Source organism: Streptomyces sp. SGAir0957, from assembly GCF_043523415.1.
On the sequence record NZ_CP027293.1, the window covers coordinates 4,970,425 to 4,985,468 of the forward strand.

Annotated in this window: 8 protein-coding genes; 7 read left to right on the top strand and 1 reads right to left on the bottom strand. The window is 67.1% G+C overall.

All coding sequences use genetic code 11. From position 1 onward, the window contains the following. Positions 1-116 precede the first annotated feature (116 nt). The 7 genes from rpoB (at position 117) to tuf (ending at position 12,908) form a co-directional block, all read left to right on the top strand. Positions 117-3,602, top strand: coding sequence for a DNA-directed RNA polymerase subunit beta (gene rpoB, locus C1N81_RS27215; RefSeq protein ID WP_394433399.1), 3,486 nt, complete (start codon positions 117-119; stop codon positions 3,600-3,602). Positions 3,603-3,699: 97 nt separating this feature from the next. Next, positions 3,700-7,599: a DNA-directed RNA polymerase subunit beta' gene (locus C1N81_RS27220; protein ID WP_394433401.1), complete on the top strand. Its 3,900-nt coding sequence runs from the start codon at positions 3,700-3,702 to the stop codon at positions 7,597-7,599. A gap of 179 nt (positions 7,600-7,778) precedes the next feature. Continuing rightward, positions 7,779-8,264, top strand: coding sequence for a DUF1707 and DUF4190 domain-containing protein (locus tag C1N81_RS27225; protein WP_394438270.1), 486 nt, complete (start codon positions 7,779-7,781; stop codon positions 8,262-8,264). A 295-nt stretch (positions 8,265-8,559) separates the two neighbouring features. Further along, on the top strand, positions 8,560-8,931 hold the full coding sequence (gene rpsL / locus C1N81_RS27230; protein WP_003948652.1) for a 30S ribosomal protein S12: 372 nt from the start codon (positions 8,560-8,562) through the stop codon (positions 8,929-8,931). A gap of 2 nt (positions 8,932-8,933) precedes the next feature. After that, a complete protein-coding gene (rpsG, locus tag C1N81_RS27235; protein WP_119286186.1) occupies positions 8,934-9,404 on the top strand; it encodes a 30S ribosomal protein S7 in 471 nt (156 codons plus the stop codon). A gap of 39 nt (positions 9,405-9,443) precedes the next feature. Beyond that, positions 9,444-11,570: an elongation factor G gene (gene fusA, locus C1N81_RS27240; RefSeq protein ID WP_394433403.1), complete on the top strand. Its 2,127-nt coding sequence runs from the start codon at positions 9,444-9,446 to the stop codon at positions 11,568-11,570. 144 nt (positions 11,571-11,714) lie between these two features. Beyond that, the gene (tuf, locus tag C1N81_RS27245) at positions 11,715-12,908 is read left to right on the top strand and encodes an elongation factor Tu (protein WP_361080989.1); all 1,194 of its coding nucleotides are present in this window, start codon (positions 11,715-11,717) and stop codon (positions 12,906-12,908) included. A 182-nt stretch (positions 12,909-13,090) separates the two neighbouring features. Here the strand turns inward: tuf and C1N81_RS27250 are convergent, their stop codons facing one another. Next, positions 13,091-15,040, bottom strand: a complete 1,950-nt coding sequence (locus tag C1N81_RS27250; RefSeq protein ID WP_394433405.1) for a PIG-L family deacetylase — start codon at positions 15,038-15,040, stop codon at positions 13,091-13,093. Between the last annotated feature and the right edge of the window lie 4 nt (positions 15,041-15,044).

The window sequence follows — 15,044 nt, forward strand, 5'->3', positions numbered from 1 at the left end:
TGGACTGAACCAGCCCTGACCTGGCCTTTTGGCTACGGAGCAGGAGGCTCGGCCCCACGGCCCGGCTTGGGACCGGTACGCGCGTAGTGAGTCCGAGCCCTCGGAAGGACCCCCTCTTGGCCGCCTCGCGCAACGCCTCGACCGCGAATACGAACAACGGCGCCAGCACCGCCCCGCTGCGCATCTCCTTTGCAAAGATCAAGGAGCCCCTCGAGGTTCCGAACCTTCTTGCGCTGCAGACCGAAAGCTTCGACTGGCTGCTCGGCAACGACGCGTGGAAGGCTCGTGTCGAGGCGGCTCTCGAAAGCGGACAGAACGTCCCCACGAAGTCCGGTCTGGAGGAGATCTTCGAGGAGATCTCCCCGATCGAGGACTTCTCCGGGTCGATGTCTCTGACCTTCCGCGACCACCGCTTCGAGCCTCCGAAGAACTCGATCGACGAGTGCAAGGAGCGCGACTTCACGTTCGCCGCCCCGCTCTTCGTCACCGCCGAGTTCACCAACAACGAGACCGGCGAGATCAAGTCCCAGACGGTCTTCATGGGCGACTTCCCGCTCATGACCAACAAGGGCACCTTCGTCATCAACGGCACCGAGCGTGTCGTCGTGTCGCAGCTGGTCCGTTCGCCGGGTGTCTACTTCGACTCCTCCATCGACAAGACGTCCGACAAGGACATCTTCTCCGCCAAGGTCATCCCCTCGCGTGGTGCCTGGCTCGAGATGGAGATCGACAAGCGCGACATGGTCGGTGTGCGCATCGACCGCAAGCGCAAGCAGTCCGTCACCGTCCTGCTCAAGGCGCTCGGTTGGACGACCGAGCAGATCCTCGAGGAGTTCGGCGAGTACGAGTCCATGCGCGCCACCCTGGAGAAGGACCACACCCAGGGCCAGGACGACGCGCTGCTCGACATCTACCGCAAGCTCCGCCCGGGCGAGCCGCCCACGCGCGAGGCCGCTCAGACGCTGCTCGAGAACCTCTACTTCAACCCGAAGCGCTACGACCTCGCGAAGGTCGGCCGCTACAAGGTGAACAAGAAGCTCGGCGCCGACGAGCCGCTGGACGCCGGTGTGCTCACCACCGACGACATCATCGCCACGATCAAGTACCTGGTGAAGCTGCACGCCGGTGAGGTGGAGACGGTCGGCGAGTCCGGTCGTTCGATCATCGTCGAGACCGACGACATCGACCACTTCGGCAACCGCCGTATCCGTAACGTCGGTGAGCTCATCCAGAACCAGGTCCGTACGGGTCTCGCCCGTATGGAGCGCGTCGTGCGCGAGCGCATGACCACGCAGGACGTCGAGGCGATCACGCCGCAGACCCTGATCAACATTCGCCCGGTCGTGGCGTCGATCAAGGAGTTCTTCGGTACGTCGCAGCTGTCCCAGTTCATGGACCAGAACAACCCGCTCTCGGGCCTGACGCACAAGCGTCGTCTCAACGCCCTGGGCCCGGGTGGTCTCTCCCGTGAGCGGGCCGGCTTCGAGGTCCGTGACGTGCACCCGTCGCACTACGGCCGCATGTGCCCGATCGAGACGCCCGAAGGCCCGAACATCGGCCTGATCGGCTCCCTCGCCTCGTACGGCCGGATCAACGCGTTCGGCTTCATCGAGACCCCGTACCGCAAGGTGACCGACGGTGTCGTCGGCGACGACGTCGACTACCTCACCGCGGACGAGGAGGACCGGTTCGTCATCGCGCAGGCCAACGCGCCGCTGACGGACGAGCTCCGCTTCGAGGAGTCCCGCGTCCTGGTCCGCCGTCGTGGCGGCGAGGTCGACTACGTCCCCGGTGACGACGTCGACTACATGGACGTCTCGCCGCGCCAGATGGTGTCGGTCGCGACCGCCATGATCCCGTTCCTCGAGCACGACGACGCCAACCGTGCCCTCATGGGCGCGAACATGATGCGTCAGGCCGTGCCGCTGATTAAGTCCGAGGCGCCGCTCGTCGGCACCGGCATGGAGTACCGCTGCGCCACCGACGCCGGCGACGTGCTCAAGGCCGAGAAGGACGGTGTGGTCCAGGAGGTCTCCGCGGACTACATCACCATCACCAACGACGACGGCACGTACACCACGTACCGCCTGCACAAGTTCTCCCGCTCGAACCAGGGCACCTCGGTCAACCAGAAGGTTGTCGTGGACGAGGGCGCCCGCGTGATCGAGGGCCAGGTCCTGGCCGACGGTCCCGCGACCGAGAACGGCGAGATGGCGCTCGGCAAGAACCTGCTCGTGGCGTTCATGCCGTGGGAGGGTCACAACTACGAGGACGCGATCATCCTGTCGCAGCGCCTCGTGCAGGACGACGTCCTCTCCTCGATCCACATCGAGGAGCACGAGGTCGACGCCCGTGACACCAAGCTCGGCCCGGAGGAGATCACCCGGGACATCCCGAACGTCTCCGAGGAGGTCCTCGCCGACCTCGACGAGCGCGGCATCATCCGGATCGGTGCCGAGGTCGTCGCCGGCGACATCCTCGTCGGCAAGGTCACGCCCAAGGGTGAGACCGAGCTGACCCCGGAGGAGCGCCTGCTCCGCGCGATCTTCGGTGAGAAGGCGCGCGAGGTGCGCGACACCTCCCTGAAGGTGCCGCACGGTGAGATCGGCAAGGTCATCGGCGTCCGCGTCTTCGACCGTGAAGAGGGCGACGAGCTGCCGCCGGGCGTGAACCAGCTGGTTCGGGTCTACGTGGCGCAGAAGCGCAAGATCACGGACGGTGACAAGCTCGCCGGCCGCCACGGCAACAAGGGTGTCATCTCCAAGATCCTGCCCATCGAGGACATGCCGTTCCTCGAGGACGGGACGCCGGTCGACATCATCCTGAACCCGCTGGGTGTGCCGTCCCGAATGAACCCGGGACAGGTCCTGGAGATCCACCTCGGCTGGCTCGCCAGCCGCGGCTGGGACGTCTCCGGGCTCGGCGAGGAGTGGGCGCAGCGCCTCCAGGTCATCGGTGCCGACCAGGTCGACCCCGGTACCAACGTCGCCACCCCCGTCTTCGACGGTGCGCGTGAGGACGAGCTGGCGGGTCTGCTCCAGCACACCATCCCGAACCGGGACGGTGAGCGCATGGTGCAGCCGACCGGTAAGGCGAGGCTGTTCGACGGCCGCTCCGGTGAGCCGTTCCCGGACCCGATCTCGATCGGGTACATGTACATCCTCAAGCTGCACCACCTGGTCGACGACAAGCTCCACGCCCGGTCGACCGGTCCGTACTCGATGATCACCCAGCAGCCGCTGGGTGGTAAGGCCCAGTTCGGTGGCCAGCGCTTCGGTGAGATGGAGGTGTGGGCGCTGGAGGCATACGGCGCCGCCTACGCCCTCCAGGAGCTGCTGACCATCAAGTCCGACGACGTCACCGGCCGCGTGAAGGTCTACGAGGCCATCGTCAAGGGCGAGAACATCCCCGAGCCCGGCATTCCTGAGTCCTTCAAGGTCCTCATCAAGGAAATGCAGTCCCTGTGCCTCAACGTGGAGGTGCTGTCCTCGGACGGCATGTCCATCGAGATGCGCGACACCGACGAGGACGTCTTCCGCGCAGCGGAGGAGCTCGGCATCGACCTGTCCCGGCGCGAGCCGAGCAGCGTCGAAGAGGTCTGACGGGAGTCCGGCCGGGGGCTCGCTCCGAGCCCCCGGCCGACCCCAGGACCCCCGTTTCAGACCACAGACTTACAACCCTGAGAGGGATTGACGCATAGTGCTCGACGTCAACTTCTTCGATGAGCTCCGGATCGGTCTGGCCACCGCTGACGACATCCGTCAGTGGAGCCACGGCGAGGTCAAGAAGCCCGAGACCATCAACTACCGCACGCTCAAGCCGGAAAAGGACGGGCTCTTCTGCGAGAAGATCTTCGGCCCCACCCGGGACTGGGAGTGCTACTGCGGCAAGTACAAGCGTGTCCGCTTCAAGGGCATCATCTGCGAGCGCTGTGGCGTCGAGGTCACCCGCGCCAAGGTGCGCCGTGAGCGGATGGGCCACATCGAGCTCGCCGCTCCCGTCACGCACATCTGGTACTTCAAGGGCGTTCCGTCGCGTCTGGGCTACCTGCTCGACCTCGCCCCGAAGGACCTCGAGAAGGTCATCTACTTCGCCGCGTACATGATCACGTACGTGGACGAGGAGCGCCGTACCCGCGACCTGCCCTCCCTCGAGGCGCACGTCCAGGTCGAGCGTCAGCAGGTGGAGAACCGCCGCGACTCCGACCTGGAGGCCCGCGCCAAGAAGCTCGAGACCGACCTGGCCGAGCTGGAGGCCGAGGGCGCCAAGGCCGACGTGCGCCGCAAGGTGCGCGAGGGTGCCGAGCGCGAGATGAAGCAGCTGCGCGACCGTGCGCAGCGCGAGATCGACCGTCTGGACGAGGTCTGGTCCCGCTTCAAGAACCTCAAGGTCCAGGACCTCGAGGGCGACGAGCTGCTCTACCGCGAGCTGCGTGACCGTTTCGGCACGTACTTCGACGGTTCGATGGGTGCCGCGGCGCTGCAGAAGCGCCTGGAGTCCTTCGACCTCGACGAGGAGGCCGAGCGCCTCCGCGAGATCATCCGTACCGGCAAGGGCCAGAAGAAGACCCGGGCGCTCAAGCGCCTCAAGGTCGTCTCCGCGTTCCTGCAGACCAGCAACAGCCCCAAGGGCATGGTGCTCGACTGCGTGCCGGTCATCCCGCCGGACCTGCGTCCGATGGTGCAGCTGGACGGTGGCCGCTTCGCGACCTCCGACCTGAACGACCTGTACCGCCGCGTCATCAACCGCAACAACCGCCTGAAGCGGCTTCTCGACCTCGGCGCGCCCGAGATCATCGTGAACAACGAGAAGCGCATGCTCCAGGAGGCCGTCGACGCGCTCTTCGACAACGGCCGTCGTGGTCGCCCGGTCACGGGCCCCGGCAACCGTCCGCTGAAGTCGCTGTCCGACATGCTCAAGGGCAAGCAGGGTCGTTTCCGTCAGAACCTGCTCGGCAAGCGTGTGGACTACTCCGCGCGTTCCGTCATCGTCGTCGGCCCGCAGCTGAAGCTGCACCAGTGCGGTCTGCCGAAGGCCATGGCGCTGGAGCTCTTCAAGCCGTTCGTGATGAAGCGCCTGGTCGACCTGAACCACGCGCAGAACATCAAGAGCGCGAAGCGCATGGTCGAGCGCGGCCGCACGGTCGTGTACGACGTCCTGGAAGAGGTCATCGCCGAGCACCCGGTTCTGCTGAACCGTGCGCCGACGCTGCACCGCCTCGGCATCCAGGCCTTCGAGCCGCAGCTGGTCGAGGGCAAGGCCATCCAGATCCACCCGCTCGTCTGCACCGCGTTCAATGCGGACTTCGACGGTGACCAGATGGCCGTCCACCTGCCGCTCTCCGCGGAGGCGCAGGCCGAGGCGCGCATCCTGATGCTCTCCTCGAACAACATCCTCAAGCCCGCCGACGGCCGTCCGGTGACGATGCCGACCCAGGACATGGTCCTCGGTCTGTTCTTCCTCACCACCGACGGCGAGCTGCGTGACACCAAGGGCGAGGGCCGTTCGTTCGGCTCCACGGCCGAGGCGATCATGGCGTTCGACGCCGGTGAGCTGGCGCTGCAGTCGCAGGTCGACATCCGCTTCCCGGTCGGCACCATGCCGCCGCGCGGCTGGACCCCGCCGGCCGTCGAGGAAGGCGAGCCGGAGTACCAGCCGGGCGACAGCTTCCGGCTGCGTACGTCCCTGGGCCGCGCGCTCTTCAACGAGCTGCTGCCCGAGGACTACCCGTTCGTCGACTACTCGGTGGGCAAGAAGCAGCTCTCCGAGATCGTCAACGACCTGGCCGAGCGCTACCCCAAGGTCATCGTGGCGGCGACGCTCGACAACCTGAAGGCGTCCGGCTTCTTCTGGGCGACCCGCTCCGGCGTCACCGTGGCCATCTCCGACGTCGTCGTTCCCGAGGCGAAGAAGGAGATCGTCGCCGGGTACGAGGCGCAGGACGAGAAGGTCCAGAAGCAGTACGAGCGTGGTCTCATCACGAAGGAAGAGCGCACTCAGGAGCTCATCGCGATCTGGACCAAGGCGACCAACGAGGTCGCCGAGGCGATGAACGCGAACTTCCCGAAGACCAACCCCATCTTCATGATGGTTGACTCGGGTGCCCGAGGAAACATGATGCAGATGCGTCAGATCGCCGGTATGCGTGGTCTGGTGTCGAACGCCAAGAACGAGACGATCCCGCGCCCGATCAAGGCCTCCTTCCGTGAGGGTCTGTCGGTGCTCGAGTACTTCATCTCGACGCACGGTGCTCGTAAGGGTCTGGCGGACACCGCCCTGCGTACGGCCGACTCGGGTTACCTCACCCGTCGTCTGGTCGACGTCTCGCAGGACGTCATCATTCGCGAGGAGGACTGCGGCACCGACCGTGGCCTCAAGCTCGCGATCGCCGAGCGCGGCGCCGACGGCGTCCTGCGCAAGACGGACGACGTCGAGACCAGCGTGTACGCCCGTATGCTCGCCGAGGACATCGTCGTCGACGGCAAGGTCATCGCGCCGGCCAACGTCGACCTGGGTGACGTGCTCATCGACCAGCTGGTCGCGCACGGTGTCGAGGTCGTCAAGACCCGCTCGGTGCTCACCTGCGAGTCCGCGGTCGGCACCTGTGCCTACTGCTACGGCCGCTCGCTGGCCACCGGCAAGCTGGTCGACATCGGTGAGGCGGTCGGCATCATCGCCGCCCAGTCCATCGGTGAGCCCGGTACCCAGCTGACGATGCGTACCTTCCACACCGGTGGTGTGGCCGGTGACGACATCACCCAGGGTCTGCCCCGTGTCGTCGAGCTCTTCGAGGCTCGTACGCCGAAGGGTGTCGCCCCGATCTCCGAGGCCGCGGGCCGGGTCCGCATCGAGGAGACCGAGAAGACCAAGAAGATCGTCGTCACCCCGGACGACGGCAGCGACGAGACGCCGTTCCCGATCTCGAAGCGTGCCCGTCTGCTCGTGGGCGAGGGCGACCACGTCGAGGTGGGCCAGAAGCTCACCGTGGGTGCCACCAACCCGCACGACGTGCTGCGCATTCTGGGCCAGCGTGCCGTCCAGGTCCACCTGGTCGGCGAGGTCCAGAAGGTCTACAACTCGCAGGGTGTGTCGATCCACGACAAGCACATCGAGATCATCATCCGGCAGATGCTGCGCCGCGTGACGATCATCGAGTCCGGCGACGCGGAGCTGCTGCCGGGCGAGCTCGTCGAGCGCTCGAAGTTCGAGACCGAGAACCGTCGTGTGGTCACCGAGGGCGGTCACCCCGCCTCCGGCCGTCCGCAGCTGATGGGTATCACCAAGGCCTCGCTCGCGACGGAGTCCTGGCTGTCGGCCGCCTCCTTCCAGGAGACGACCCGAGTGCTGACGGACGCGGCGATCAACGCCAAGTCCGACAGCCTCATCGGCCTCAAGGAGAACGTCATCATCGGTAAGCTCATCCCGGCCGGTACGGGTCTGTCCCGCTACCGCAACATCCGGGTGGAGCCCACCGAGGAGGCCAAGGCCGCGATGTACTCGGCCGTCGGCTACGACGACATCGACTACTCGCCGTTCGGCACCGGCTCCGGCCAGGCCGTTCCGCTGGAGGACTACGACTACGGTCCGTACAACCAGTAAGCGGGCAGTTGCCTGAAACCGCTGGGCGGTCATCCCCCGAATACTCGGGAGGTGGCCGCCTTGCGGCGTATTGGCGCATGATGGGGGGCACGCAGGTGTCCGGGTCCCGGGGGAGTGGTCTCGTGTCGAATTCTTCGTGGCAGCCCGCGCCCTGGCCGCCGCAGGGGCAGCAGCCGTCGATGCTTGCCGCGCACGCGGACCGGGAGCGGGCCGTGGATGTGCTGCGGGCGGGGTTCGCCGAGGGGCGGCTGCCGCAGGGGGAGTACGAGAAGCGGGTCGAGCGGGCGTATCAGGCGCGGACCGTGGGCGAACTGCATGTCCTGGTCGCGGATCTGCCGCAGGGGCCCGTACCGCAGCAGCAGGTGCAGATGCAGACGATGGCGCCCGTGCCGCGGACGTTCCTGCCGATGCCTCCGCCGCCCGTGCCGACCAACGGCAAGGCCATCGGGGCGCTCGTGTGCGGGATCTCGGTGATCTTCTCGGGGGGGCTGACCGCGGTGCCCGCGCTCGTGCTCGGCCATATGGCGCGCGGGGAGATCAAGCGGAGCGGGGAGCAGGGCGACGGGATGGCCGTCACCGGGATCGTCCTCGGGTGGCTTTCGGTCGTCGGCTGGGTGTTGTTCCTCACGCTCGTCGTCGCCGCGGCGAGCTCTTCCGGCGCCTGAGCTGCCCCGGCGTGTCCCGGCTGTGGGGTATTTGTTTTGACCACAGCCTATGAGGTAGGTACGCTCAGACCTTGTGCCTGGGGTGTGCCTGGGCTCGTGTGCGTGTCTTCAGCCGCACGGCGAGTCCGGATCGATACCGGTCTGCTTCAGATCAACGGTTTAGATCAGGGTCACCGCAATCTGCCGCTCTCTCGCCCAGTCGCGGGGTTCTGCAGTATTCGACACACCCGACCGCGTGGGTCGGAGGGCGTTCCAGGTTAGCTTTACTATTCGGCACACAGAAACCGGAGAAGTAGTGCCTACGATCCAGCAGCTGGTCCGTAAGGGCCGGCAGGACAAGGTCGAGAAGAACAAGACGCCCGCGCTCGAGGGTTCGCCCCAGCGCCGTGGCGTCTGCACGCGTGTGTTCACGACCACCCCGAAGAAGCCGAACTCGGCCCTCCGTAAGGTCGCGCGTGTGCGTCTGACCTCGGGCATCGAGGTCACGGCCTACATTCCGGGTGAGGGACACAACCTGCAGGAGCACTCCATCGTGCTCGTGCGTGGTGGCCGTGTGAAGGACCTGCCTGGTGTTCGTTACAAGATCATCCGCGGCTCCCTCGACACCCAGGGTGTCAAGAACCGCAAGCAGGCCCGCAGCCGCTACGGCGCCAAGAAGGAGAAGTAAGAATGCCTCGTAAGGGCCCCGCCCCGAAGCGCCCGGTCATCATCGACCCGGTCTACGGTTCTCCTCTGGTGACCTCCCTCATCAACAAGGTGCTGCTGAACGGCAAGCGCTCCACCGCCGAGCGCATCGTCTACGGCGCCATGGAGGGCCTGCGTGAGAAGTCGGGCAACGACCCGGTCATCACGCTGAAGCGCGCGCTGGAGAACATCAAGCCGACCCTCGAGGTCAAGTCCCGCCGTGTCGGTGGCGCCACCTACCAGGTGCCGATCGAGGTCAAGCCCGGTCGCGCCAACACGCTCGCGCTCCGCTGGCTCGTCGGCTACTCCCGCGCCCGTCGCGAGAAGACGATGACCGAGCGTCTGACGAACGAGCTGCTCGACGCCTCGAACGGCCTCGGTGCGGCCGTCAAGAAGCGCGAGGACACGCACAAGATGGCCGAGTCCAACAAGGCCTTCGCGCACTACCGCTGGTAGTCGCTACCCACATCGAGACCGAGAGAAGACTGAAGCCTTATGGCTACCACTTCACTTGACCTGGCCAAGGTCCGCAACATCGGGATCATGGCCCACATCGACGCGGGCAAGACGACGACGACCGAGCGGATCCTGTTCTACACCGGTGTCTCGTACAAGATCGGTGAGGTCCACGACGGCGCTGCCACGATGGACTGGATGGAGCAGGAGCAGGAGCGTGGCATCACGATCACCTCTGCTGCCACCACCTGTCACTGGCCGCTCGAGAACGACGACTACACGATCAACATCATCGACACCCCCGGGCACGTCGACTTCACCGTCGAGGTGGAGCGCTCCCTGCGTGTCCTCGATGGTGCCGTGACCGTGTTCGACGGCGTCGCCGGCGTTGAGCCGCAGTCCGAGACGGTGTGGCGTCAGGCCGACCGTTACGGCGTGCCGCGCATCTGCTTCGTCAACAAGCTGGACCGCACGGGTGCCGAGTTCCACCGCTGCGTCGACATGATCGTCGACCGCCTCGGTGCGACCCCGCTCGTCATGCAGCTGCCCATCGGTGCCGAGGCCGACTTCAAGGGTGTCGTCGACCTCGTCACGATGAAGGCGTTCGTCTGGTCGGCCGAGGCCGCCAAGGGCGAGGCCTACGACATCGTCGACATCCCCGAGACGCACACCGAGGCTGCCGAGGAGTACCGCGGCAAGCTGCTCGAGGCCGTCGCGGAGAACGACGAGGAGATGATGGAGCTGTTCCTGGAGGGCACCGAGCCCACCGTGGAGCAGCTGCACGCCGCCGTGCGTCGCATCACCATCGCCTCGGGCAAGGGCGGCGACACCACCGTCACCCCCGTCTTCTGTGGCACCGCGTTCAAGAACAAGGGCGTTCAGCCCCTGCTCGACGCCGTCGTGCGCTACCTGCCGACCCCGCTCGACGTCGAGGCCATCGAGGGCCACGACGTCAAGGACCCCGAGGTCGTCGTCAAGCGCAAGCCGTCGGACGACGAGCCGCTGGCCGCTCTGGCCTTCAAGATCATGAGCGACCCGCACCTCGGCAAGCTCACCTTCGTCCGGGTCTACTCGGGCCGCCTGGAGTCCGGCACCGCGGTGCTGAACCCCGTCAAGGGCAAGAAGGAGCGCATCGGCAAGATCTACCGTATGCACGCGAACAAGCGTGAGGAGATCGAGTCGGTGGGCGCCGGTGACATCGTCGCCGTCATGGGTCTGAAGCAGACCACCACGGGCGAGACGCTCTGTGACGACAAGCAGCAGGTCATCCTGGAGTCCATGGACTTCCCGGCGCCTGTCATCCAGGTCGCCATCGAGCCGAAGTCCAAGGGTGACCAGGAGAAGCTGGGTGTCGCCATCCAGCGTCTCTCGGAGGAGGACCCCTCCTTCCAGGTTCACTCGGACGAGGAGACCGGCCAGACCATCATCGGTGGTATGGGCGAGCTTCACCTCGAGGTGCTCGTCGACCGCATGAAGCGCGAGTTCCGCGTCGAGGCGAACGTCGGCAAGCCGCAGGTCGCGTACCGCGAGACGATCCGTCGGGCCGTCGAGCGCGTGGACTTCACCCACAAGAAGCAGACCGGTGGTACCGGTCAGTTCGCCAAGGTGCAGATCGCGATCGAGCCCATCGAGGGCGGCGAGGCGTCGTACGAGTTCGTCAACAAGGTCACCGGTGGCCGCATCCCCCGGGAGTACATCCCGTCGGTGGACGCGGGTGCGCAGGAAGCCATGCAGTTCGGCATCCTCGCCGGCTACGAGATGACGGGCGTCCGCGTCACGCTTCTCGACGGTGCCTACCACGAGGTCGACTCCTCCGAGCTGGCCTTCAAGATCGCCGGTTCGCAGGCCTTCAAGGAGGCCGCGCGTCAGGCGAAGCCCGTGCTGCTCGAGCCGATGATGGCCGTCGAGGTCACCACGCCCGAGGACTACATGGGTGACGTCATCGGCGACATCAACTCCCGCCGTGGCCAGATCCAGGCCATGGAGGAGCGCAGCGGCGCTCGCGTCGTGAAGGGCCTCGTGCCCCTCTCGGAGATGTTCGGCTACGTCGGAGACCTCCGCAGCAAGACGTCGGGTCGCGCAAGCTACTCAATGCAGTTCGACTCCTACGCCGAGGTTCCGCGGAACGTCGCCGAGGAGATCATCGCGAAGGCCAAGGGCGAGTAACTCACCCGAGTTCACGCTTTAGGCTTGACACCATCCGCCGGGGTTCGACCCCATAAGGCAAGATCCCCGGCGGCTGGCTTCCCAGCAAAGATCACCTGGCGCCGATGAAGCAAGGCGTACAGAACCACTCCACAGGAGGACCCAGTGGCGAAGGCGAAGTTCGAGCGGACTAAGCCGCACGTCAACATCGGCACCATCGGTCACATTGACCACGGTAAGACGACCCTCACGGCCGCCATTACCAAGGTGCTGCACGACGCGTACCCGGACCTGAACGAGGCCTCGGCCTTCGACCAGATCGACAAGGCTCCTGAGGAGCGCCAGCGCGGTATCACCATCTCGATCGCGCACGTCGAGTACCAGACGGAGACGCGTCACTACGCGCACGTCGACTGCCCCGGTCACGCGGACTACATCAAGAACATGATCACGGGTGCCGCGCAGATGGACGGCGCCATCCTCGTGGTCGCCGCCACCGACGGCCCGATGCCGCAGACCAAGGAGCACGTGCTCCTGGCCCGCCAGGTCGGCGTTCCGTACATCGTCGTCGCCCTGAACAAGGCCGACATGGTGGACGACGAGGAGATCCTGGAGCTCGTCGAGCTCGAGGTCCGTGAGCTCCTCTCCGAGTACGAGTTCCCGGGCGACGACGTTCCGGTCGTCAAGGTCTCCGCTCTGAAGGCCCTCGAGGGCGACAAGGAGTGGGGCAACTCGGTCCTCGAGCTCATGAAGGCCGTGGACGAGTCCATCCCGGAGCCCGAGCGCGACGTCGACAAGCCGTTCCTGATGCCGATCGAGGACGTCTTCACGATCACCGGTCGTGGCACCGTCGTCACCGGCCGCATCGAGCGTGGTGTCCTCAAGGTCAACGAGACCGTCGACATCATCGGCATCAAGACCGAGAAGACCACCACCACGGTCACCGGCATCGAGATGTTCCGCAAGCTCCTCGACGAGGGCCAGGCCGGTGAGAACGTCGGTCTGCTCCTCCGTGGCATCAAGCGCGAGGACGTCGAGCGCGGCCAGGTCATCATCAAGCCCGGTTCGGTCACGCCGCACACCGAGTTCGAGGCCCAGGCCTACATCCTGTCGAAGGACGAGGGTGGCCGTCACACCCCCTTCTTCAACAACTACCGCCCGCAGTTCTACTTCCGTACGACGGACGTGACCGGCGTCGTGACCCTCCCCGAGGGCACCGAGATGGTCATGCCGGGTGACAACACTGAGATGACCGTTGAGCTCATCCAGCCCGTCGCCATGGAAGAGGGCCTCAAGTTCGCCATCCGTGAGGGTGGCCGGACCGTCGGCGCCGGCCAGGTCACCAAGATCAACAAGTAAGTCCGCTTACTTGCTGGGTCTTGTCGAGTCCCTTCGGGGGGTTTCCCTCGGGAGCCCCTTGGGGGGTTCCCTCGGGAGTCCCTTGAGGGCTTGACGCCTGGTAGCTCCTGCGAGCACTGAAGGGCCCGTACGACTTCGGTCGTACGGGCCCTTTTGCGTGCGCTTTTACGGCGGTGGCCGGGTTACGCCTGGGTCTGCGAAGGCCGCCAAAGCCACGGGCGGGCGTCCGGGGAGAACCCCGCGACGGTCGGGCCACGGCGGCCGACGGTGAGCGCCGGGCCGTTCAGGGCCACCGGGGCGTTAGCCGGATGGCTGATCCGGCCGTCGTGGTGCATCTGGATGCGGCCCGCCAGGTCGGTGCCGACGAGGTAAGGACCGGCGGCGACTACAGGCCCGTAGCCGGGGAAGTCGACGGCCGGGCCGCCGGGGGAGAGCAACCGGTCGGAGGCGGGCGGGCGGTAGTACAGCTGGTTGCCCGCGGCGGCTATCGCGTCCGCCGGGGTGGGCAGGCCGGTGAGCGGGTCGGGCCCGTCCGGCGTCCAGTGGTGGACGGTGTAGTGGCCGGGCGCGTACACGTGCACCTGCCGGTCGGGGCCGACGACGGCGGTGAGGCCGTCCTGCACGGGGCCGCCGCCGAGGTCGCGCCAGGCGGTCCAGGTGCCGTTCGTCGCGCGCACGCGGGTGCTGATGCCCTGGTCGGCGTTGCGTACGAAGAGGTGGACGCGGCCGTCGGGGGCGGTGACCGTCACCGGGACGCCGATGCGGCGGCCGCGGTCGGGGTCGGTCTCCGGGTTGCCGAGGCTGGTCCAGGAGCCGTAGGTGCGCGGGCCGCGCTGTTCGAGGACGACGATCTCGCGGACGTTCGAGCCGTTCCTGCCCTCCACGTTGGCGAGGCGCAGGCCGAAGACGAGGTGGCGGCCGTCGGGGAGCGCGGCGCTGTCGAGCACCGGGGCGAGCGGGCCGCCGCCGAGGTCGACCGGGGCGCCGAACGCGCCGTCCTTCTCGTCGTAGCGGACCGCGCGCAGGCCGAGGACGCCGTACGCGGTGACGGCGCCGTCGGCGTTCTGCTGGAGGGAGAGGCGCGGCCCCGGGTAGCGGTAGTGGGTGGCGCGGACCCAGCCCTTGCGGTTGGTGAGGGGGCGGTCGCCGCCGACGTTGTAGTCGCCGCAGCCCGAGGGGTTGCCGCAGTCCCAGTCGGGCGCGGCACCGTACGGGACGAGGTGCGCGGCCTTCTGGGTCAGGACCCGCGGCGGGAGGTTCTTGGGCCAGTGGTTGTTGTAGTAGCCGCGGAAGGCGGTGGTCACGAACGCGGGCGGACCGCCCTTGCTCCCCTCGGTCCAGCGGATCAGCGCCGCCCAGGTGAAGGAGGCCACGGCCGTGTGGTCCGCGTGGTCGGAGAAGCCGATCTGCTCGCTGTCGCGGATCGCGGTGATCCGGTCGCTGAGCTGGATGTCCGGGTCCGGGTCGAGCGTGTGCACGAGGGTCGGCCGGTACCGCTCGAAGAGGGCTACGAGGGTGTCGACCAGGGAGTCGTAGTCGTACGTCTGGACCGTGCGCAGCGGGGAGCCCGCGGGAACGAGGGTGCGCAGGAGCAGGCCGCGCTCGCGCCACAGCGCGGGGACGCCCATGTGTCCGAGCGGGGTGTGCATCGACAGGTCGAGGTGGACCAGCTCGATGCGGCGGCCCTGGTGGTCGAGGGTGCTGACCTCGGCCTGGTAGCCGTTGGGCAGCCGCAGAACGCCGTTGTTCCAGGGGGTGAAGACGGGCAGGCCGAGCTGGGTCGCGTAGGACTGGCGCAGGCCCTGGTGGCGCGCGGAGGAGTAGGCGGCCTTGTCCGGGCGCGGGTTGCGGTCCTGCGGCGACTTGTTCTGGCCGTGGGCCTCGCCGGCGGTGACGTAGACGCAGACGAGCGGGGTGCCTGCGGCGAGCGAGTGCTGCGTGTCCGGGTTCATGAAGTACAGGTCGTCGTCCGGGTGGGCGAGGATCTGCATCTGCAGCGCGCGCTCCGCCTGGGCGGCGGGGCGGCCGGTCGCGGGGGACGGGGCGGTGGTGTGCGGCGGGGCGGAAGGGGTGACGCGGGAGCAGGCGCTCAGGGCTCCGGCTCCGGCGAGGGCGGCGCCTGCGGTGAGCATCCCG